This window comes from Cryobacterium sp. RTC2.1 (assembly GCF_035018685.1).
In the GTDB taxonomy this organism is placed as follows: domain Bacteria; phylum Actinomycetota; class Actinomycetes; order Actinomycetales; family Microbacteriaceae; genus Cryobacterium; species Cryobacterium glucosi.
This window is the reverse complement of sequence record NZ_JASJXJ010000007.1, coordinates 25,012-46,219: the sequence shown is the minus strand read 5'-3', so window position 1 is coordinate 46,219 and position 21,208 is coordinate 25,012. Positions and strand designations below refer to the sequence as shown.

The following is a 21,208-nucleotide window of genomic DNA, read 5'->3' as shown; positions in this document are numbered from 1 at the left end:
AGGGGATCAGCCGAGTCCGGCGACCACAACGTCAAGGATGCGTCCGGCCACCGACATTTTTGTCCCCGCGGCCTCCGCCACTATAACTCCGGCAGAATCGAGGATCCGAACCTCGTTACGTTCCGCGGCGAACCCTTCGGTCCAGCCGACCCTGTTGAGAACAAGGTAGTCGCAGCCCTTGCGCGCGAGCTTCTCGCGGCCGAGGGAGAGGAGCCGGTCGGGGTCCGCCTCCGTCTCTGCCGCGAATCCGATCACGAGCTGACCGGTGGTCTTCGCCGCGGCGAGTCCCGCGAGGATGTCCGGGTTCCTGACGAGTTCGAGGGTGAGGGTGTCCCCCTCGTCGTCTTTCTTGATCTTGTCGCCGCGGACCGTGGCCGGGCGATAGTCCGCGACCGCTGCGGCCATGATGACGGCGTCCGCGCCCGCAGCCGCGTCGGTCACGGCGGACTGGAGTTCGAGTGCGGTGCCGACGAGGCGGGTCTCGATGCCCGCGGGCACCGGGATCTCGAGGTTCGCCGCGATGAGCACGACCGACGCTCCCCGCGCGGTGGCGGCTTCGGCGAGGCGGACGCCCTGCTTGCCACTCGATCGATTGCCGAGGAAGCGGACGGGGTCGAGGGGTTCCCTGGTGCCGCCGGCTGTGATGACGATGCGCCTGCCGGAGAGGTCTCTGGCCGGGGTTCCCGGGTGCAGGGCGGCGAGGGCCGCAGCGACGATGACGTCGGGTTCCTCCATCCGGCCGGCACCGGAATCCGATCCGGTCAGGCGTCCCACGCCGGGGCCGACGACGATGACGCCGCGGTTTCGGAGGGTCTGCACGTTGTGCACGGTCGCCGGGTTGTTCCACATCTCGGTGTGCATCGCCGGGGCGATCACGAGTGGCGCGGTGCTCGCGAGGATCGTGTTGCCGAGCAGGTCGTCGGCGAGGCCGGCCGCGAGCTTGGCGATCGTGTTCGCCGTCGCAGGGGCCACCACGATCAGGTCCGCCGACTGCCCGATCGCGACGTGGCGGACTTCGGCGACGCCCTCGTAGAGGTCGGTGTGCACCGGGTTCCGGGAGATCGCCTCGAGTGTCGGCCTGCCGACGAAGCGCAGCGCCGCTGGCGTCGCGACCACGTGGACGGAGTCTCCGAGCAGCACAAAAGCGCGCACGATGTTGACAGCTTTGTACGCGGCGATGCCGCCGGTGATTCCGACGACGATCGTGCGTCCTTGCGACATCCTGCGCGCTTCTGGTGTGCTTCTGGTCTGCTTCGTGTTACTCGACGATCGGTCGGGAAACGAGCTTGTCTTCGTTGATTTCGCGGAGGGCGACGGAGAGCGGCTTGTCGTCGACAGTCGAGTCGACGAGCGGTCCGACGTTGTCGAAGAGGCTGCCTTCGTGCAGGTCAGCGTAGTAGTCGTTGATCTGACGAGCACGCTTGGACGCGAAGATCACGAGCGCGTACTTGGAGTCGACCTTGGTGAGCAGGTCGTCGATGGGCGGGTCAATGATACCGGTGGGCTTGTTGGCCAAGGTGGCACTCCTTCAGAGCGTTTGCGGCGAGTAGACGGATAAGTCGGAGTGCGTTAAAGCAGCGAGGGTGCTTTACGCAGATTCATCAAGTCTACGACTTCCCGGGCCGCCACATTGACCTCCTGGTTGACTACACGGAAATCGAACTCGTCCTGGGCCGCCAGCTCGAGCTTCGCGGTCTCCAGGCGGCGTGCCTGTTCCGCGGGGCTTTCGGTGCCGCGGCCGATGAGGCGGCGCACCAGTTCATCCCAGCTCGGCGGAAGCAGGAAGACCATTCGCGCTTCGGACATGGCCGCGCGCACGGAGCGTGCGCCCTGAAGGTCGATTTCGAGGAGGACGCTGTGTCCGCTCGCGAGTGCCTGTTCCACGGGCTCGCGAGGGGTCCCGTAGCGGAAGGCATTGTGGACGACGGCCCACTCGAGCAGCTCCCCCGACGCGACCATGCGGTCGAATTCGGCGTCGGAGACGAAGAAGTAGCTCTTTCCTTCGACTTCGCCCGGCCGCGGGGCACGGGTCGTCGCCGACACGGAAAGATGCACATCGGGGTAGTTCTCGCGGATATAGCCGGCGACGGCACCCTTACCGACCGCCGTCGGCCCGGCGAGCACGACGAGGTGTGCGTCGGTGGATCCACGACGGGACACGGTCCGGTTCGCGAGGAATTCGCGCAGGCGGTCGCGCTGGTGCTTGCCGAGGCCGCCGAGCCGTTTGGACGGCGAGATCTCGAGCTGGGTCATGATCCGGCGCATCTTCGTGACACCGATGGCCGGGATGCTGACGAGGAACTCCGTCGCGCGCAGGCGTCCTTCGACGCCGTCCGGATGCTCGATGGCGGCAGAGAGCACGGCAAGCGGCGTGCGCTTCCCTGCTGCGATCTCGGCCTTGACCGCTGCGCGCGCTCGGCGCGCTGCCACGGCTGCGCGCGATGCGGCAACCCGATCGACGTCTGGTGGGGTAGGGCGATTCTCAGCCACGGGCCGCTCCTGCTTCAAGTACTCGGCGTGCGATCGCCTGTCCGATTCGTTCCGGGCCTGCTGACAACACGCTACGAGATTCACTCACTATTACGGAATGAGCGTACCCCCCAAAGAGGTTTCCCAGATCAGCGACATGCGCACCCTGGTGACCAAATCCGGGAGCGAGGATCGGGGTGGCTCCTCCGACGGGTGCAACCGAGAGGTCGAGGCCGAAATCGGCGAGGTCGAGTGTCGCACCGAGCACGACGCCGATCGAGCCGAGCCGACCCGTTCCCCCCGCCCTCGCGTTGCGTTCGGCGACGTCGTCGAAGACGGCACGGGCCACTGTGGCACCGGCGTGCGGGCCGTCGGGGACGCGGGCGCGCTGGATGGCGCTCGCCTCCGGATTCGAGGTTGCCGAGAGCACGAAGAGCCCCTTGCCCGCAGCGGCGGCCCGTTCGAAGACGGGCTCGAGCGAACCGACGCCCATGTACGCGTTGACGGTGATCGCATCCACTTCGAGCGGGGAACCGGGGGTGAGCCAGGCCTCACCGTACGCAGCGACGCTCGTTCCGAGATCGCCGCGCTTCACGTCCGCGATCACGAGCAGGCCTGCTGCGTGGGCATCCGCGAGCACGCGTTCGAAGGCGAGGTACCCCCGCGACCCGAAACGCTCGTAGAAGGCGAGCTGGGGCTTGATGAGGCCGACCCTGCCTGCGCACGCGGCGACGACGAGACGCCCGAAGGTCTCGGCGCCGTCAGCGGTGTCCGGCAGGTTCCAGTCCGACAACAGCCAGGCGTGGGGGTCGATACCCACGCAGAGCTGGCCCCACCGGCCGAACGCGGCCTCGACACGGTCGCCGAACGTGGAGTCGATCACAGGGCGGCTTCCCGCGTGAGTGCATATTCCTGGAGCGATGTCACCTCGAACCCGCCTCGAATCGCGTCGATGGATGCGACGGCAGCGCTGAGCTCCGCGATCGTCGTGAACAACGGCAGGTCCGCGGCGACGGCCGCCGCCCGGATCTCGTAGCCGTCGGCACGGGCGGTGCGACCGCCGGGGGTGTTGATGACGATCTGAACCTCTTCGCGGCGGATCAGCTCGACGATCGACGTGTCTTCCTCATCGTGCTTCTCGCTGAACTTCGTGACGACCCTCGCGCGGATTCCGTTGCGCTGCAACACCTCCGCGGTGCCCTCCGTGGCGGCGATCTCGTAGCCGAGCTGCTGCAGGCGCAGCATCGGCAGGATGATCGCACGCTTGTCGCGGTCGGAGACCGAGACGAACACGGTTCCGCTGAGCGGGATTCCACCGTAGGCGGCGAGCTGGCTCTTGGCGAAGGCGCGGGGGAAGTCACGGTCGATGCCCATCACCTCTCCGGTCGAGCGCATCTCCGGGCCGAGCACGGAATCGACGACGTGGCCTTCCGGGGTGCGGAACCGGTTGAAGGGAAGCACGGCCTCCTTCACGGCGACCGGCGATTCCATTGGGACGCGGGAGCCGTCGATGAGCGGCAGCTTTCCACTCGCCTTGAGTTCGGCGATGCTGGTTCCGACCATGATGAGCGCGGCGGCCTTGGCGAGGGTGATCCCGAGAGCCTTCGCGACGAAGGGCACCGTGCGGGAGGCCCGCGGGTTGGCCTCGAGCACGTAGAGCACGCCGGCCCCGATGGCGAACTGCACGTTGAGCAGGCCGCGCACGCCGATGCCCTGCGCGATCCCGAGGGTGGCCTCGCGGACCCGGTTGATCTCGGCACGGCCGAGGGTCACGGGTGGCAGGGTGCAGCTCGAGTCACCGGAGTGGATGCCGGCTTCCTCGATGTGCTCCATGACGCCGCCGATGTACAGCTCGGTGCCGTCGTAGATCGCGTCGACGTCGATCTCGATGGCGTCGTCCAGGAACCGGTCGACGAGCACGGGGTGCGACGGGCCGATGATGCCCTGGCCCTGCATCCGCTCGAAGTAGTCGGCGAGGGACAGGGAATCGTAGATGATCTCCATGCCGCGGCCGCCGAGCACGTAGCTCGGGCGGACGAGGACGGGGTAGCCGATCTCCTCAGCGACGACGACGGCACCGGTGAAGTCGGTGGCGACGCCGTTGCGGGGGGCGAGCAGGCCGGCCTCGTCGAGGATCTTCGAGAACAGGCCGCGCTCCTCCGCGAGGTCGATCGCGGTGGGCGAGGTGCCGAGGATCGGGATTCCCTCCGCCTCGAGCCCCTTCGCGAGCCCGAGGGCCGTCTGGCCGCCGAGTTGCACGACGACGCCGACGAGTTCGCCGCTCTGGCTCTCCGCGTGGATGACCTCGAGCACGTCCTCGAGGGTGAGCGGCTCGAAGTAGAGCCGGTCGCTCGTGTCGTAGTCCGTCGAGACGGTCTCGGGGTTGCAGTTGATCATGATGGTCTCGTAGCCGGCCTCGGAGAGGGCGAACGAAGCGTGCACGCACGAGTAGTCGAACTCGACGCCCTGGCCGATGCGGTTCGGGCCTGAACCGAGGATGACGACCTTGCGGCGGTCGCTGGGGACGACCTCCGTCTCCTCGTCGTAGCTCGAGTAGTGGTACGGGGTCAGGGCCGGGAACTCCCCCGCGCAGGTGTCGACGGTCTTGTAGACCGGGCGCACGCCGAGGATGTGTCGGACCTTGCGGACATCTGCTTCGCCGAAGCCGCGGAGCTCGCCGATCTGGGCGTCGGAGAAACCGTGGTCCTTCGCGGTACGGAGGATGTCCATGTCGAGCCGTTCGGCGGCGGCGACGTCTGCGGCGATCTCGTTGATCAGGACGATCTGGTCGATGAACCACGGGTCGATCTTGGTGGCTTCGAAGACCTGGTCGATCGTGGCGCCCTTGCGGAGGGCCTGCTGAACGGTGACGATGCGGCCGTCCGTCGGGATCGAGGCAACCTCGAGGAGTTCCTCGAGCGTGCGGGTCTCCTCACCCCAGTGGAAGGACGATCCGCGCTTCTCGAGCGAACGCAAGGCCTTCTGCAGGGCGGATGCGTAGGTGCGGCCGATCGCCATGGCCTCGCCGACGGACTTCATGGTCGTGGTGAGGCGCGGGTCTGCGGCGGGGAACTTCTCGAACGCGAAGCGCGGGACCTTGACCACGACGTAGTCGAGGGTCGGTTCGAAGCTCGCCGGGGTGACCTGGGTGATGTCGTTCGGGATCTCGTCCAGGCGGTAACCGAGGGCGAGCTTCGCCGCGATCTTCGCGATCGGGAAGCCGGTGGCCTTGCTCGCGAGGGCGGACGAACGCGACACGCGCGGGTTCATCTCGATCACGATGATGCGCCCGTCGGCCGGGTCGATCGCGAACTGGATGTTGCAGCCGCCGGTGTCGACGCCGACGGCGCGGATGATGTCGATGCCGATGTCGCGGAGCTTCTGGTACTCGCGGTCCGTGAGGGTGAGCGCGGGGGCAACGGTGATCGAGTCACCGGTGTGCACGCCGACCGGGTCGACGTTCTCGATCGAACAGACGACGACCGTGTTGTCGGCCGTGTCGCGCATCATCTCGAGTTCGTATTCCTTCCAGCCGAGGATGGATTCCTCGAGGAGGACCTCGGTGGTCGGGCTCTGGTGCAGGCCGTCGCCGACGATGCGGCGCAGTTCCTCTTCGGTGTACGCGAATCCGGAGCCGAGGCCGCCCATCGTGAAGGAGGGGCGCACCACGAGCGGATAGCCGAGGTCTTCGGCGAAGCCGATGGCCTCATCGACGGTGTGCGCGATGTGCGAGCGGGCGACGTCTGCGCCGGCGTCGAGCACGAGCTGCTTGAAGATCTGGCGGTCTTCGCCCTTCTGGATGGCCTCGAAGGACGCTCCGATCAGTTCGACGTCGTACTTCTCGAGGATGCCGCGCTCGTGCAACTGGATGGCCGCGTTGAGCGCGGTCTGGCCGCCGAGGGTCGGCAGGATGGCGTCGGGGCGTTCCTTCGCGATGATCGTCTCGAGGATCTCCGGAGTGATCGGCTCGATGTAGGTCGCATCCGCGAAGTCGGGGTCCGTCATGATCGTGGCCGGGTTCGAATTGACCAGGATGACCCTGACGCCCTCTGCGCGCAGCACGCGGCAGGCCTGGGTTCCTGAGTAGTCGAATTCGCAGGCCTGGCCGATGACGATCGGCCCGCTTCCGATGACCAGGACGCTGTTGATATCGTCGCGCTTGGGCATTACTTGGCGTCTCCTGCTCCGGTGGCCGCCGTGTGGGCGGTCACCATGTCCCTGAACCGATCAAAGAGGTAGTTGGCGTCGTGCGGGCCTGCCGCAGACTCGGGGTGGTACTGCACGGAGAACGCGGGGATGTCGAGGCAGCGGATGCCCTCGACGACCTGGTCGTTCAGGCTGTAGTGGCTGACCTCGACGCGGCCGAAGCCGGTGCGGGAGTCGCTGACGCCTTCGATCGGCATGTCCACGGCGAAGCCGTGGTTCTGCGACGTGATCTCGACGCGGCCGGTGGTCTTGTCGAGCACGGGCTGGTTGATGCCGCGGTGGCCGAAGGGGAGCTTGTAGGTGCGGAAGCCGAGCGCCCTGCCGAGGAGCTGGTTGCCGAAGCAGATGCCGAAGTACGGCACGCCGGCGCGGAGGACCTCCTGCAGCAGGGTGACGTGCGCATCGGACGCCGCAGGATCACCGGGTCCGTTGGAGAAGAAAAGCGCGGTCGGATTGAGCGAGAGCACGTGCTCCGCCGTGACCGACTGGGGCAGCACGAGCACTTCGAAGCCGCGTTCGGCGAGGTAGTTCAGCGTCGACGTCTTGACGCCGAGGTCGAGCACCGCGACGGAGCCGATCCGTTCGCCCTTCGCCGGAATCTGGAACGGTTCGACCGTCGACACCTGGTCTGACAGGTTGCGGCCGCGCATGGGGGCGCCGCCGCGGACGAGTTCGAGCTGCTCGCCTGCCGACAGGTCGAAGGCGGGCCCGGAGAAGATGCCGCTCTTCATGGCGCCGGCCGAGCGGATGTGCCGGGTGATCGCCCGGGTGTCGATGCCGCTGATCCCGACGACCTCGTTGTTCGTGAGGTCCTCGTCGAGGGTGCGCGTCGAGCGGAAGTTCGAGGCGATCCTGGCCGGTTCGCGCACGATGAACCCGGCAACCCAGATCCGGGAGGATTCCATGTCCTCGTCGTTGGCCCCGGTGTTGCCGATGTGCGGGGCGGTCATCAGGACGATCTGGCCGGCGTACGACGGGTCGGTCAGGGTCTCCTGGTAGCCGGTCATTCCGGTCGCAAAGACGATCTCGCCGAGGGTCTGTCCTCGGCTGCCGTATGCGTGGCCGACGAAGCGCCTGCCGTCCTCCAGGACGAGCACGGCGGGAGCCGTGGTCGGCGTGGTGGGTGTCTCCGGTGTCGTCGGTGTCGTCTCGTCGGGTGCCGCCTGGGCCTGGGCCTCGGTGTCGCTCACGCTACGCCTCGCTTTCGTCGTGCGCGTCCGGGTGCAGGGCACCCGCCGCTTCGGTTCGGATCGACGCGCTCACGCGGGCGCGGTCGGTGGGGTCAAGGATGCGGAAGTAGCTGTCGACGACCTGGCCTGCGGCATCCGCTTGCGGCTGGAGGCGCCAGCGGAGCAGGAGCAGACCGCCGGTCTCGACGGCGCGGTCGATGGTCCAGGTGGCGTCCTCGAGTCCGGTGACGGCCGCCATCGGGATGAAGACCGGGTTCTCGCCGACGAGATCGAGCAGAACGCCGGTCCCGGTCACGGTGACCAGGGCGCGGGCCCGAAAGCCGAGGCCGCGGATGTTCAGGCGTTCGAGCTGTCGGCCTTCCCGTGTGGTCGCGACGTAGAACGCTTCGGCCGTTGCGAGCACGGCATCGGCCGATTCCGGTCCTGGGAGCGGGTAGCCCGCGGCCAGCGCGGCATCGCGGCGGGTGCGTGCACGCCAGCTTCGGAGCATGAGCGCGAGCACGGCGACGAGGACCAGACCGATCAGAATGGCGGGGATGGTGCTATCCATGCTGGGGTTCCTCTCGTCCGCCGAGTTCAGCGGGGGCCCTGAGGACCCCGTCGAGCACGGTCGCCGTGCCGCGGTGGAAGACGGCGACGACCCGACCGGGCAGGGTCATCGCGAGGTATGGCGAGTTGGTGCTCTTGCCGGCGAGGTCGTCCCTGCCGAACTCCCGGCTCGCTGCCGGGTCGTAGAGGGTGACGTTGGCGGGGGCGCCGACCTCGAGCGGCCTGCCCTGGCTCGCGAGGCGCCCGATCCGTGCCGGGGTGGCCGAGAGCACCCGGGACACGTCCCGCCAGTCGAGAAGTCCGGTGTCGACGACGGATGCCTGCACGACCGAGAGCGCGGATTCGAGTCCGACCATCCCGTTGGCGGCCGCATCCCATTCACAGTCCTTGGACTCGACGGGGTGCGGGGCGTGATCGGTTGCGACGATGTCGATCGTGCCGTCGGCGAGGCCGGCGCGGAGGGCGTCGACGTCTTCGCGGCGGCGCAGCGGCGGATTGACCTTGTAGCGGGCGTCGTAGCCGCGGACCAGGTCCTCTGTGAGGAGCAGGTGGTGCGGGGTGGCCTCCGCGGTCACGTTGATGCCGCGCGCCTTGGCCCAGCGGATCACGTCGACGGCGCCTGCTGTCGAGACGTGGCAGACGTGCAGGCGGCTCCCGACGTGCTCGGCGAGCAGCACGTCGCGCGCGATGATGGATTCCTCGGCGACGGCAGGCCAGCCGGCGAGGCCGAGTTCGCTCGAGAGTGCGCCCTCGTTCATCTGGGCCTTCTCGGTGAGGCGCGGTTCCTGGGAGTGCTGGGCGATGACGCCGTCGAAGGCCTTGACGTATTCGAGGGCGCGACGCATCAGCAGCGGGTCGGAGACGCAGAAGCCGTCGTCGGAGAAGACCCGGACCCGGGCGCGGCTGGTCGCCATGGCGCCGAGCTCGGCGAGCCGCTCCCCCGCGAGCCCGAGGGTGACGGCGCCGATCGGCTGGACCGTGACGTACCCGGCCCGTTCACCGAGGGCGAGCACCTGTTCGACGACGCCGGCGGTGTCCTGCACCGGCGAGGTGTTGGCCATTGCGAAGACGCTCGTGAAGCCGCCGATCGCGGCGGCCTGGCTGCCGGTGAGGATCGTCTCGCTCTGCTCGTAGCCGGGTTCGCGCAAGTGGGTGTGCAGGTCGACGAGTCCGGGAAGGGCGACGAGGCCGTCGGCGTCGATCACCGTCGCGCCGGCGTGTGAGAGCGCGGTGCCGATTTCCTGGATGCGACCGCCGAAGAGCAACAGGTCGGTGCGGGTGCCGTCGGCGAGGCTCGCGTTTCGGATCAGATAGCGGGTGGCCGTGTTGTTCATTTAGCTTTCCTCCCGGTCGCCCGACATGAGCAGGTACAGTGCCGCCATACGTATCGAAACACCGTTCGCGACCTGCTCGAGCACGGTCGATGCGGCCGAATCTGCAGCGGCTGAGGAAATCTCCAGGCCGCGGTTCATCGGGCCGGGGTGCATGACAATGCTAGTCGGCGCGAGCCGGGCGAAGCGCTCATCGTCGAGTCCCCAGCGCCGCGAGTACTCGCGGCTGTTGGGGAAGAAGGCCGCATTCATGCGTTCCTGCTGGATCCTGAGCATCATGATCACGTCGGGCCCTGCGTCGATCGCGTCGTCGAGATCGAAGCTCACCGCCGCCGGCCAGCCGGTCATGTCCATCGGGAACAGGGTGGGTGGCGCGACCATCGTGACGTCGGCTCCGAGCGTCGTCAGCAGCCACAGGTTGGAGCGCGCGACCCGCGAGTGCAGCACGTCGCCGACGATGGTCACCGTGACGCCGTCGAGGCCTTTGCCGCGCGACGCGGTTTTGTGCAGGCGACGGCGGATGGTGAACGCGTCGAGGAGCGCCTGGGTCGGGTGTTCGTGGGTGCCGTCCCCGGCGTTGATGATGCCGGCGTCGATCCAGCCGCTCGTCGCGAGTACCTGGGGGGCACCGGATGCCGGATGCCGGATCACGACGCCGTCTGCGCCGATCGCGGCGAGCGTCTGGGCGGTGTCTTTGAGGCTTTCGCCCTTCGAGACGCTCGAGCCCTTGGCGCTGAAGTTGATCACGTCAGCGCTCAGGCGCTTCGCGGCGGCTTCGAAGGAGATCCGGGTGCGGGTGCTGTCTTCGAAGAAGAGGTTCACCACGGTCTTGCCGCGGAGTGTCGGGAGCTTGCGCACCTCGCGCGTGGAGACATCCGCCATGTCTTCTGCGATGTCGAGGAGCGTGATGGCGTCGTCGCGACTGAGGTCCTTGGTGGAGAGCAGATGCTTCATTCTGCGCTCCCCCCGTCGATGCTCACGAATTCGTCGCCGTCGACCTCGAGGAGGTGCACGTTGATGCGTTCCTCCGTCGAGCTCGGGAGGTTCTTCCCGACGAAGTCCGCGCGGATCGGCAGCGCCCGGTGGCCGCGGTCGACGAGGACTGCGAGGCGCACGATCGCGGGACGGCCGTGGTCGCCGAGAGCGTCAAGGGCCGCGCGGATGGTGCGGCCGGAGTAGAGCACGTCGTCGACGAGCACCACAGTCGCGCCGTCGATGCTCGCGGGTACGAGGGTGCGGGACGGTGTGCGGGTGCGGGTGTGGGCGAGGTCGTCGCGGTACATCGTCACGTCGAGGGAACCCGAACTCACGGGTGCCGCGGCGGGTTCGATCCGCTCGATGATGTCGGCGATCCGCCGGGCGAGTGCAACGCCCCTGGTCGGGATGCCGAGGATGACGAGATTGTCCGGTCCCCGGTTGGACTCCAGGATCTCGTGGGAGATCCGAGTCAAAGCCCGGGTTATTTCAGCCTGGTTGAGCACAATGCGTGACAAAACGAAGGCCTCCTTCCCCGCCTCACCGGACGGTTGTTAAAGGATGGCTGTTACCGCTGTTCAGCCTAGCAGCAGCCCCGGTCATGCGCGGTTGGGTGGTCAGGTGAGGATCTGGTGGGCGCGGTGCCGGTTCGGTGGCCGCCAGAGCCGTTGCGGGTCGATGAGTCCGGGGGCCCGCACCTGGGGTGAGCCCTTGACCATCCGGATCTCCCACCCGGAGGTGTCGATGGTGTGGTGATGGAACCAGCACAGTAGGACACCGTTGTCCACGTTGGTCGGTCCGTCCTGCGCCCAGGGCTTCACGTGGTGCACTTCGGCCCAGTGCGCCGGGGCTTTGCACCCGGGGATGATGCAGCCGCCGTCCCGGGCGGTAATCGCCCGGCGCTGCGCCCGGTTGAAATAGCGCCGCTCCGGACCGAGCTTGAGGACTTCGTTGTTCGCCCCGAAGAGGACCCCTTGGAAGCCGCCGTCACAGATGCGCCGGTGCACCGTCTTGAGCGATACCGGGGCCTCGACCCCGTCGATCCATCCCACCCCGACCCCGGAGGCGAGGTCGGCCGCGTTCACGTGCACCATCACCGTCGGGGCGGATCCGCCCATGCTGGGCGTGTCCTCGTCGCGGGCGGCGTGTTCGAACAACGCCCGGAGGATGTCGGCGCGTTTCTCCCCGCCCGTGCGGGTATCCGCCCGGCGCTCCCGCAGCTCTGCCTCGATCACGTCCAGATCCGGGCCCGTGTCGGCGTCGGTACCCGCGGTCTCGGCGCCGGGGATCATCTGCCCCGAGTCCATGAGGGCCTGTTCCTCGGCGGTGGGGAACGCCGGGCGGGCGTGGAAGCTGAGGAAGGCGTCGAAGAGGGTGTTCATCACCCCGAACAGTTCCGGCGTCACCCCGCCCTTGACGGGGTAGAGCCCGTTCTTGAGTTGTCCGAAGCCGATGTTGGACTTCGCCTCGAACAGGTCCTCGGTTGGGAGGACCCCGTCGGGGTCCAGGGCCGCCTGCCACTGCGCGACCATGCCCCGGATCAAGTCCGTCGTCACCGCGACACCCGCCCCGGCCAGGTTCTCCGTCTCCGGGGTGATCAGCCCCGCCGCAGAGGCGACCAGGGCCCGCTCCGCCGTCAACAGGTCATCCGGCGCCACCCGGTGACTGATCACCTGCAACCCGGCCACGATCAACTCCGCCGTCTCCACCCCGATCTCCCCCGCTGCCAGGGCGGCCCCAACGGTCGGGAACAAGGGCGGCAACCAGCTGCTCCCGCCGCACGGCCGCGGCAACACCGCGTCGCCGAGCTTCGTGCGCCGCTTCACCTCCCGGGCCGACACCCGCGTCACCCGGGTGAGGACATCCCACGGGCCCGTGCAGCCCATCCGCCAGGCCAGACCCTCCCGGCCGAGGACCCGGGCCCTCCGGTCCACATCCGTCGCCGTGCTCACCCGGGCCGCATCCACCGTCCGCCCGATCGCCTCCACGGTACTCAGCGCCGAGACAGCTTCTGTATCGCTGAGCAGCCCGACCGGGATCGCCGCCAGGGCATCGGCGAGAACCGCCTGCGCCTCCACGAGCCGGGCGACAGCATCCGCATGCACCGACGACACCGAGCCGACCAGACCCTCCGCGCCCTCGAGACCTTCGGCGACCGCAACCGGATGGGCCGACTCGGTGGATACGCGGCCCACCGTGATGGGCTGATCGCCCGCGGCCACTGAATCGTGGGCCTGCGGGGTGTGTGACTGGGGATCTGAAGCTCCTGCCATACCCCGATTCTACCCCGAATAGAACACGAATGCGAGACTTACTCACATAATTTTGTGCTTCTTATTTCGAGTTTCATACCTGAAGACGGTTGATTCACCTGCCCGTGGTTCCACTCAGGCGACCCCCACGCGGCCCCAGGCGGCCGCGTGGTCCTGACCAGAGATTCGTGGGGCATCCATGAAGACCCGGCTCACCGGCGAAAGCACGGGCCGGTCACCCGAAAGCACGCGGCACCCTCGCTCTCGTGAACGGAGGGTGACGCGTGCGGCAGTGGAGCGGTGGGGCTAGCCGATGCCGAGGATGTCGATGACGAAGACGAGGGTGGAGCCGGCCGGGATGGTTCCCTGCGCTGCGTCTCCGTAGCCCTTCGCGGGCGGGACAACGGTGAGGATCTGCGAGCCCACGGTCTGTCCGATGATCGCGGTCGCGAAGCCAGGGACGACGCCGCCCTGGGTCTTCGAGCCGTCGACGGCGAGGAGCTGTGCCGGCGCGCCCTTCGTCCAGCTGGAGTCGAAGACCTTCTTCTCCGCCCAGAGGACGCCGGTGTAGTGCACGGTGACCGTGTCGCCCTCCTTGACGGTGTCGCCGGTGCCCTTCTTCAGGACGGCGACCTGAAGGTCGGCCGGCGGCGTGCCGCCCGGGATCGTGATCCCGGGGGTGCCGTTGGCGTCGAGCACGACGGCGGGAAGGCCGTTGATCGGAGTCTGGTCGGCACCGTTCGCCCGGAGCAGGTAGGTCTTCACAACGTCGATCACGAAGACCAGGGAGTCCGTCGCGGCGATCCCGAGGGTGGAGTTGCCGCCCTGGGGTCCGAACGCGTCGTCCGGGGAGACGACGACGGCGATGCGCGAGCCGGCCTGCGCGCAGGCGAGCCCGTCGGTGATGCCCTTGATGGTCTGGTCGTTGAGGGTGAGCACGTTCGCGCTCGTGCTGTCGTACTTGCTGACCTGGATCGGTGAGCCCGTCGTCCCGTTGTAGACGTTCAGTTCGATCTTCGCCTGCTGGCCGGTGACAAGCCTGTCGCCGGAGCCGGGGACGATGACCCTGCCCTGGGTCGTCCCCGTCATGAGCGGGGTCGGGAAGTCGACCTTCGGAACGGCGCCGAGGTTGTCGCTGACCGTGACGAGCTTCGAGGCGGCGCCATCGCTGATCGGTGCGACGCAGCTCGACGCGGCATCCGCACTGCTGCTGCACCCGGTGAGGGCGGCAAGCAGCAGGCCGGCAGTCGCAATGAGGGCAGAAGCTCTACGCACAGGATCTCATTTCAGTGTGGGACGTTCAGCGTGCGGCGCCCTCTGGCGCCCACAGTCGGGAGGCCGAACACGGCCGGAGCCTATCCTAACCGGCGTCGGCTGCGGTGTCGGTCGCGGCGTCGGCTGCAGTGTCGGCTGCAGTGTCGGCCGTGGTGTCGGCCGTGGTGTCGGCCGTGGTCTCGGCGGTGGTCTCGGCGGTTCCGTGCAGGTCGAGGGGCGCAGCGACGATGGCCGGGCCCCGACCGTCGAGGCCTCTGGCCTTGGAGGTGGCTGCGCCGGCCTCCGCGATCCGGACCCGCTTGCGCATGACCTTTCCGCTCACACTGCGTTCGCCGAGTGCGCCAGGGGTCCAAGCCTCGACATCCGCATCCGAGAAGTCGGTCTTGGAGGGCCGGCGCTTGAGCTCGGGCAGGATCGTGTCGGGGGCGAGACGCCGTGCCGTGATCAGGAACCCGGTGTGCCCGATCATGCGGTGGTCCGGGCGGACCGCGAGACCCTCGACGTGCCAGCCGCGCACCATGGTCTCGTTCGAATCCGGGTTCGTGTAGAACCCGGTTCCACGGATGGCCTCGGCCACCCGGGAGAGCTGGGTCACGGTCGCGACGTAGCAGAGGAGCACGCCGCCGGGCTTGAGGGCGGCGGAGACGGCCTCGAGGCATTCCCAGGGGGCGAGCATGTCGAGCACGACCCGGTCGGCGGTCTGGTCGGGGACCGCGGACGGCAGTGCGTCTGCAAGGTCCCCGAGGGTGATCGTCCAGTTCGTCGGGTCGGCGCCGAGGAAGGTCGCTACGTTGTCCCTCGCGACATCGGCGAACTCCGCCCGGCGTTCGAAGGAGGCGAGGTGCCCGGCCGGCCCGATCGCGCGGAGCAGCCACAGCGACAGCGCACCAGAGCCCACCCCGGCCTCGACGACCGTCGCACCGGGGAAGATGTCCGCCTGGGCGAGGATCTGGGCCGCATCCTTGGGGTAGATGATCGCGGCTCCCCGCGGCATCGACATCACGAAGTCGTTGAGCAGCGGGCGCAGCGCGAGGTGCTCGACCCCGACGTTGTTCACGACGACGGATGCATCGGGCAGGCCGATGATGTCGTCGTGCGCGAGGATTCCCCTGTGGGTGTGGAAGACCTTGCCCGGCTCGAGCGTGATGGTGTTGAGCTTGTTCTTGGGGCCGGTGAGCTGCACGCGATCGCCGACCCGGAAGGGCCCGCTGCTCTGGATGACCTGGGTGTATTCGCCGTTCGGGGTGATGCCGTTGCCGGCGCTCATGGTGCCGGTTTCGCTCATGTTGTCGGTGTCGCTCATGCGTGGATGTCGTCCTCGGTCGGATGCGAGCCGGAACCGGGCCGCGCGGGTACCTCGGCGACGGCAGCGCGCCGCTCGGCAAAGACAGTGTGGACGCCGGCCAGCGTGCGTCCGTGCAGGGTCGGCCACAGTTCGTACCGGGCGCTCGCTTCGATCTCGACCATGTGCGGGACCGCGATGACAACGGCGCCGGAGGCGACGGCCGCCGCAATGCCGGGCAGGGAGTCCTCGACGGCAACACAGTCGGCGGGGGTGACACCCAGCAACCGGGCGGCCGAGAGATAGGCCTCAGGGTGCGGTTTGCTCTGGAGGACCATGTCACCGGCGACGATCGCATCGAATGCGGCGAATCCGACCTGGTCGGACACCTGCTGCGCCATCCGGTGTTCCGACATGGTCACGAGGGCCATCGGGATGCCCGCGGCCTTGACCTCCGTCATCAGCTCGAGGGCGCCGGGGCGCCAGGGTGCACCGAACTCACTGAGGAGGCCCTGGACCCGCGTGGTCAGACGGTCGACGATCACTTCGGCGTCGAGGCGGACACCGCGATCCTGCAGGATGGCCGCGGAGCCCAGCAGGCCGCTTCCGACCAGAAGCATGCAATCACTGTGCGTCCAGACACCGCCGAAGCTCTCGACGAGCTCGGTTTCGGCACGCATCCAGTACGGTTCCGAGTCGACGATCGTGCCGTCCATATCCCACAGCACGGCCGCGGGCAGGGGCGAAAGAGGACGGAACGGGTTCACAGGGTCCAAGTGTAAGGGGCACCGCTTATCCTTGACTGACGGTGCTTTTCCGGGCGCCCCGGCAGATCGAGGTTTCACGCAGTGACAGATGGCAATGGATTCCTGGGCGGACGCCTCCTTGTGGTGGCGTTTGCAGGCTGGAACGACGCGGGTGAGGCCGCGACCGGTGCCGTTGGCATCCTCAGGGACCTCCTCGACGTGTCCTCCCTCTTCGAGGTGGACCCCGAGGTCTACTTCGACTACCAGTTCAACCGGCCGACGATCTCCACGGATGACGAGGGTCACCGCCAGCTCGAATGGCCCGGCGCGACCCTGTTCGGTCCTGCAGAGCCTGGCGTCGTCGGGGAGCCCCTCGCCGACGACGCACAGCTGCGCGTGAGCGGCAGCAATGCGGGCAACATCTACCTCCTGCTCGGCACAGAGCCGAGCCGCAGCTGGAAGGGATTCACCGCAGAGGTGCTCGACGCGGCCCTCGCTGCGGACATCGGCGGAATCGTCTTCCTCGGCGCCATGCTCGCGGACGTTCCGCACACGCGCCCCATCTCCATTTTTGTCTCGAGCGAGAACCCCGAGGTGCGCAGCGAGCTGCAGATCGAGCGCAGCAGCTACGAGGGTCCCGTCGGGATCCTGAGCGTGCTCTCGCACGCGGCAGAGCTCGTCGGCATCCCGACCCTCTCGATCTGGGCGTCCGTCCCCCACTACGTGCACAACGCGCCGTCGCCGAAGGCGATGCTCGCCCTGATCGACAAGCTCGAGGAGATCATCGACGTGGTCATCCCACGCGGCGACCTCGTCACCGAGGCCGAGGAATGGCAGACCGGCATCGACACCCTCGCGGCAGACGACGAGGAGATGGCGGCGTACATCAACCAGCTCGAGCAGGCCAGGGACACAGTCGACTCGCCGGAGGCGAGCGGCGAGGCGATCGCCCAGGAATTTGAGAAGTACCTCCGTAAGCGCGGCGACGGTCGCGACGGCCAGTCCGGGCGCGCGGACGGGCGTCCGGGTCCTGACGTGCCGCGTCAGCCGTAGCCCTCGGCCGACCTAGAGGGTGATGCCCAGCAGGGCGTCGATGGCCAGGGCCACCAGTTCCGGCGCAGCCGTGCCCGCTTCTGCGGCGGCGTCCAGGATCCGCAGCGCGGCCGGGGTGTCGAGGTCGTTGACGAGCGCTGCGCGCAGCGCGACGATGACCTCGTCCGCGTTCGCGACGGCATCCGTGTTGACGTCGTCGACCAGGTCTTCGTCCACCCTGCCATCGGCGGCGGCGGCCGTCGCGTCTCCGGTGGCACGACCGAAGGCCCTCGTCCAGGCCTCGAGGCGCGCCTCGGCGGCGGAGAGCGAGTCGGTGGTCCATTCCCAGTCGCTGCGATAGTGCTGCGCGAGCAGGGCCAGGCGGATGGCCCGGGGGTCGGTGCCCCCGGCGCGTAGCGCCGAAACGAGCACGAGGTTGCCGAGCGACTTGCTCATCTTCTCGCCCTGGTATGCGACCATGCCGGTGTGGCTGTACACGCCGGCGAGCGGATGCCCCGAGAGGGCGGCCGCATGGCCGGCGCTCATGTCGTGGTGCGGGAAGATCAGGTCCGAGCCGCCGCCCTGAACGGTGAAGTCTGTGCCGAGTTCGGTGAGGGCGATCACGGAACATTCGATGTGCCAGCCGGGACGGCCGGCGCCGACGCGCGAGTCCCAGGCCGGTTCGCCCACCCGGGCGGCACGCCAGAGCAGCGGGTCGAGGGCGTCGCGCTTTCCTTCGCGGTCGGGGTCGCCGCCACGCTGGGCGAACAGGGTCAGCATCTGCTCGCGGTCGAGGTTGCTCTCGTCGCCGAGCTGCCAGGGCGCCACCCGCTCTGCGGCGGCGATATCGAAGTAGATGTCTGAGCCCGCGGCCTCCGCCGGACCTGCGGTGTCCGAGAGCTCGGCGGCATCGACGGCAACGGCGTATGCGAGACCGTCGTCCCAGAGCTGGGCGACCGCGTCGGCAACCTCTTCGATGACCTCGGTCACGGCGACGTAGTTGTCCGGAGGGATGATGCCGAGGGCTTCCATGTCCGTGCGGAACAGGTCGACCTGGGACGCAGCGAGGTCGCGCCAGTCGACGCCGGTGGCCGTCGCCCGCTCCAGGAGCGGGTCGTCGACATCCGTCACGTTCTGTGCGTAGTGCACGCGGTAGCCGGCATCGAGCCACACCCGCTGGAGGGTGTCGAAGGCGAGGTAGGTGTTCGCGTGGCCGATATGCGTCGCGTCATACGGCGTGATCCCGCAGACGTAGAGCCGGGCGACGTCGACCGGTTCCGCGAGCACGAGTGCTTCCGTCGCCGTGTCGTACAGGTGCGGTGCTTCGGAGTTTCCGGGGAGGACGGGGATGTCGGGGTGTCGCCAGGCGCGCATTCCAGGGCCCCTAAGCCGCGATGGTGTTGGTCGCGAGCAGGGCCATCAGAGCGAAGCCGAGCACGATGCGGTAGATGACGAAGGGCAGGAAGCTGCGCTTGGAGATGTAGTTCATGAAGAATCCGATGACGAACAAGGCGACGACGAAGGCGACGACGGTCGCGACCGCGGTCTCGGCCGGGCCGAAGATCTCCGGGGTGCAGTTGGTGGCGCCCTCGAGGCAGGGGTGCGCGATGGCCTTGTACATCTCGTAGAAGCCGCTGCCGAGCACAGCCGGGATGGCGAGGAGGAATGCGTAACGGGCGGCGGCGCGGCGCTCGTAGCCCATGAACAGGCCGGCCGTGATCGTTCCGCCGGAACGGGAGACGCCAGGGATCAGCGCGAGCGCCTGGGCGAAGCCGTAGATGACGCCGTGCGTGACCGTGATGTCCTTCAGGCGGCGCCGGTGGGCCCCGACCGCATCGGCGACACCGAGCAGCACGCCGAAGACGATGAGCACGGTCGCCGTGATCCACAGGTTGCGGAGGGTGGACTCGATCTGGTTCTGGAAGACCAGGCCGAGCACGATGATCGGGAGCGATCCGAAGATGATGAGCCAGCCCATCCGCGCGTCGGGATCACTGCGCGGGATCTTGCCGAACAGGGACTTGACCCAGTGCGTCACGATGCGCGAGATGTCCCGCCAGAAGAACAGCACGACGGCCGCCTCCGTGCCGATCTGGATGATCGCGGTGAACCGGGCGCCCGGGTCCCCGCCCATGCCGAGGAGTTCGCCGACGATGCGGATGTGGGCGCTGGACGAAACCGGGAGGAACTCGGTCAGACCCTGCACGAGTCCCAGGATGATGGCGTTGAGGAAGTTCACCGGAGCTCGCTTTGCTAGTAGGTCGACAACAGGTCGGTAAGGACCCGCCTGCCAAAGACTAGCGCGTCGAGCGGAACCCGCTCGTCGACCCCGTGGAACATTCCGGGGAAGTCCAGCTCAGCCGGAAGGCGCAGCGGGGCGAACCCGTACCCGCGGATTCCAAGCTTGGACAGGGCTTTGTTGTCGGTGCCCGCTGACAGGAGATAGGGAAGCACGGGGGCGCCCGGGTCGTGCCGGTGCAGGCTGCCGACCACGGCGTCGACGAGCGGGCCGCCGAAGTCGGTCTCTAGGCCGATGTCGCGGTGCATCACGACGATCTCGATGTCCGGGCCGACGAGGCTCGCAACTTCGGCGAGCACCGCGTCCTCCTCGCCGGGCAGAGTGCGGATGTCGATGAGCGCCTCGGCGAGGTCGGGGATCACGTTGTGCTTGTACCCGGCCTTGAGCAGCGTCGGGTTGGTCGTGGTGCGGAGGCTGGCCTGGATGAACCCGGACGCTGTTCCCGTCGCGAGCGCGAGTTCGTCCGGGCCGACGCGCTGCGGATCGACGTCGAGGATCCGGGCGATCTCGGCGAGCAGCTGGGTCGTGGTGTCGGTCAGCCGGATCGGCCACTCCCGGCGGCCGATCGCCGCGACGGCCGTTGCGAGCTTGGTGACGGCGTTGTTCCGGATGAGCCTCGAGCCGTGGGCGGCGTCGCCGCGGGCGACGAGCTTGATCCAGATCAGGGCCTTCTCCCCCGTCTGCAGCAGGTAGGCGCGCTGGCCGCCGAGCGTGATCGAGTACCCGCCGACCTCGCTGATCGCCTCGGTGGCGCCTGCGAAGAGCTCCGGGCGGGTGTCGACGAGGTAGTGCGAGCCGAGCACTCCCCCGGCCTCTTCGTCGGCGAAGAACGCCACGATGAGGTCACGGGCCGGTGCCTCGCCCGCGCCGAGGATGTCGCCCAGTGCCGCGAGGATCATCGCATCCATGTTCTTCATGTCGACGGCACCCCGGCCCCAGAGCAGGCCGTCCTTGATGACACCGGCGAAAGGGTCGACCGACCAGGTCTCCGGGTCGGCGGGGACGACGTCGAGGTGGCCGTGCACGACCAGGGCGCCCGCGTCGCGGTTCCGGCCGGGCACGCGCACGACGACACTCGTGCGCCCCGGCTCCGAGTCGAAGAGCTCCGGCGCGAGGCCGAGGCCCCTGAGGTGCTCGGCGACGTACTCCGCGGCATCCGTTTCACCGTTGGAACGGCCCTCGCCGTAGTTCGTGGTGTCGAACCGGATCAGGTCGCGGGCGAGTTCCGCGGTCAGATCGAGGGGTGTTGCCGGATCGGTGTCGTCTGCCCAGGAAGCCATGACTTCACGCTATCGGTTGTCGCTGCGGGGAGCTGTCCCGGGGGTTCACGGACTGTCATGTGCGGGTGTGCGGTCGGGTTGTGCGGGAAGGCCTCGAAATCCGTGCTAGATTATTGACTCGTCAGCCGGTCACCGGCTGGCCAGCACCAGCCCGGGTGGCGGAATGGCAGACGCGCTAGCTTGAGGTGCTAGTGCCCTTATGGGCGTGGGGGTTCAAGTCCCCCCTCGGGCACAGAATGAAGATCCGGTAGTCCAGGTTCTTCGCTGTGAGAAGAAATAGGTCGAGACATCCAACGGATGTCCGGCCTATTTCTTTGCCCGG

Annotated in this window: 18 protein-coding genes and 1 tRNA gene; 2 read left to right on the top strand and 17 right to left on the bottom strand. The window is 68.1% G+C overall.

What is annotated here, in order from left to right; all coding sequences use genetic code 11:
- Nucleotides 1-6 precede the first annotated feature (6 nt).
- The 14 genes from coaBC to QN357_RS02105 form a co-directional block, all read right to left on the bottom strand.
- Nucleotides 7-1,221: a bifunctional phosphopantothenoylcysteine decarboxylase/phosphopantothenate--cysteine ligase CoaBC gene (gene coaBC, locus QN357_RS02170; protein WP_134560068.1), complete on the bottom strand. Its 1,215-nt coding sequence runs from the start codon at nucleotides 1,219-1,221 to the stop codon at nucleotides 7-9.
- A 37-nt stretch (nucleotides 1,222-1,258) separates the two neighbouring features.
- Complete coding sequence (gene rpoZ, locus QN357_RS02165; RefSeq protein WP_134448746.1) at nucleotides 1,259-1,516, bottom strand: DNA-directed RNA polymerase subunit omega; 258 nt, start codon at nucleotides 1,514-1,516, stop codon at nucleotides 1,259-1,261.
- Nucleotides 1,517-1,569: 53 nt separating this feature from the next.
- A complete protein-coding gene (gene gmk / locus QN357_RS02160; protein WP_134448747.1) occupies nucleotides 1,570-2,490 on the bottom strand; it encodes a guanylate kinase in 921 nt (306 codons plus the stop codon).
- Nucleotides 2,483-3,352 carry an orotidine-5'-phosphate decarboxylase gene (gene pyrF, locus QN357_RS02155; protein WP_322140826.1) on the bottom strand — a complete coding sequence of 290 codons (870 nt, stop codon included), beginning with the start codon at nucleotides 3,350-3,352 and terminating at the stop codon, nucleotides 2,483-2,485. Before pyrF ends, gmk begins: the two co-directional genes overlap by 8 nt.
- A complete protein-coding gene (carB, locus tag QN357_RS02150; protein ID WP_134448748.1) occupies nucleotides 3,349-6,636 on the bottom strand; it encodes a carbamoyl-phosphate synthase large subunit in 3,288 nt (1,095 codons plus the stop codon). The genes pyrF and carB overlap by 4 nt, the downstream gene beginning before the upstream one ends.
- Nucleotides 6,636-7,772, bottom strand: coding sequence for a glutamine-hydrolyzing carbamoyl-phosphate synthase small subunit (gene carA, locus QN357_RS02145; protein WP_134448760.1), 1,137 nt, complete (start codon nucleotides 7,770-7,772; stop codon nucleotides 6,636-6,638). Before carA ends, carB begins: the two co-directional genes overlap by 1 nt.
- Nucleotides 7,773-7,866: 94 nt before the next feature.
- Nucleotides 7,867-8,415: a hypothetical protein gene (locus tag QN357_RS02140; protein WP_134448749.1), complete on the bottom strand. Its 549-nt coding sequence runs from the start codon at nucleotides 8,413-8,415 to the stop codon at nucleotides 7,867-7,869.
- Nucleotides 8,408-9,748, bottom strand: a complete 1,341-nt coding sequence (locus QN357_RS02135) for a dihydroorotase (protein ID WP_134448750.1) — start codon at nucleotides 9,746-9,748, stop codon at nucleotides 8,408-8,410. The genes QN357_RS02140 and QN357_RS02135 overlap by 8 nt, the downstream gene beginning before the upstream one ends.
- Nucleotides 9,749-10,699 carry an aspartate carbamoyltransferase catalytic subunit gene (locus tag QN357_RS02130; RefSeq protein ID WP_134448751.1) on the bottom strand — a complete coding sequence of 317 codons (951 nt, stop codon included), beginning with the start codon at nucleotides 10,697-10,699 and terminating at the stop codon, nucleotides 9,749-9,751. It abuts the gene before it with no gap.
- Nucleotides 10,696-11,238: a bifunctional pyr operon transcriptional regulator/uracil phosphoribosyltransferase PyrR gene (pyrR, locus tag QN357_RS02125; protein WP_134448752.1), complete on the bottom strand. Its 543-nt coding sequence runs from the start codon at nucleotides 11,236-11,238 to the stop codon at nucleotides 10,696-10,698. Before pyrR ends, QN357_RS02130 begins: the two co-directional genes overlap by 4 nt.
- Before the next feature lie 99 nt (nucleotides 11,239-11,337).
- Nucleotides 11,338-12,993, bottom strand: a complete 1,656-nt coding sequence (locus tag QN357_RS02120; RefSeq protein ID WP_323504367.1) for an HNH endonuclease signature motif containing protein — start codon at nucleotides 12,991-12,993, stop codon at nucleotides 11,338-11,340.
- 285 nt (nucleotides 12,994-13,278) lie between these two features.
- Nucleotides 13,279-14,247, bottom strand: a complete 969-nt coding sequence (locus QN357_RS02115; RefSeq protein WP_134561108.1) for an FKBP-type peptidyl-prolyl cis-trans isomerase — start codon at nucleotides 14,245-14,247, stop codon at nucleotides 13,279-13,281.
- 85 nt (nucleotides 14,248-14,332) lie between these two features.
- Entirely contained in the window at nucleotides 14,333-15,514 is a 1,182-nt protein-coding gene (locus QN357_RS02110; protein ID WP_322137311.1) for a tRNA (adenine-N1)-methyltransferase, read from the bottom strand.
- Between the two features lie 32 nt (nucleotides 15,515-15,546).
- The gene (locus QN357_RS02105; RefSeq protein ID WP_255454103.1) at nucleotides 15,547-16,296 is read right to left on the bottom strand and encodes an HAD family hydrolase; all 750 of its coding nucleotides are present in this window, start codon (nucleotides 16,294-16,296) and stop codon (nucleotides 15,547-15,549) included.
- Between the two features lie 81 nt (nucleotides 16,297-16,377).
- On the opposite strand from QN357_RS02105, the gene QN357_RS02100 reads away from it, so the two are divergent.
- A complete protein-coding gene (locus QN357_RS02100) occupies nucleotides 16,378-17,328 on the top strand; it encodes a PAC2 family protein (RefSeq protein WP_134446569.1) in 951 nt (316 codons plus the stop codon).
- Between the two features lie 12 nt (nucleotides 17,329-17,340).
- Here QN357_RS02100 and mshC read toward each other — a convergent pair whose 3' ends face one another.
- The 3 genes from mshC to QN357_RS02085 are packed head-to-tail and all read right to left on the bottom strand — an operon-like array spanning nucleotide 17,341 to nucleotide 20,886.
- Nucleotides 17,341-18,681 (bottom strand): cysteine--1-D-myo-inosityl 2-amino-2-deoxy-alpha-D-glucopyranoside ligase, encoded by a 1,341-nt coding sequence (mshC, locus tag QN357_RS02095; RefSeq protein ID WP_322140810.1) that lies wholly within the window; start codon nucleotides 18,679-18,681, stop codon nucleotides 17,341-17,343.
- A 10-nt stretch (nucleotides 18,682-18,691) separates the two neighbouring features.
- Entirely contained in the window at nucleotides 18,692-19,546 is an 855-nt protein-coding gene (locus QN357_RS02090; RefSeq protein ID WP_134446571.1) for an undecaprenyl-diphosphate phosphatase, read from the bottom strand.
- 14 nt (nucleotides 19,547-19,560) lie between these two features.
- Nucleotides 19,561-20,886, bottom strand: a complete 1,326-nt coding sequence (locus QN357_RS02085; RefSeq protein WP_134446572.1) for a M20/M25/M40 family metallo-hydrolase — start codon at nucleotides 20,884-20,886, stop codon at nucleotides 19,561-19,563.
- Between the two features lie 149 nt (nucleotides 20,887-21,035).
- Here QN357_RS02085 and QN357_RS02080 point away from each other — a divergent pair.
- A tRNA-Leu gene (locus tag QN357_RS02080) sits at nucleotides 21,036-21,118 on the top strand.
- Nucleotides 21,119-21,208 lie beyond the last annotated feature (90 nt).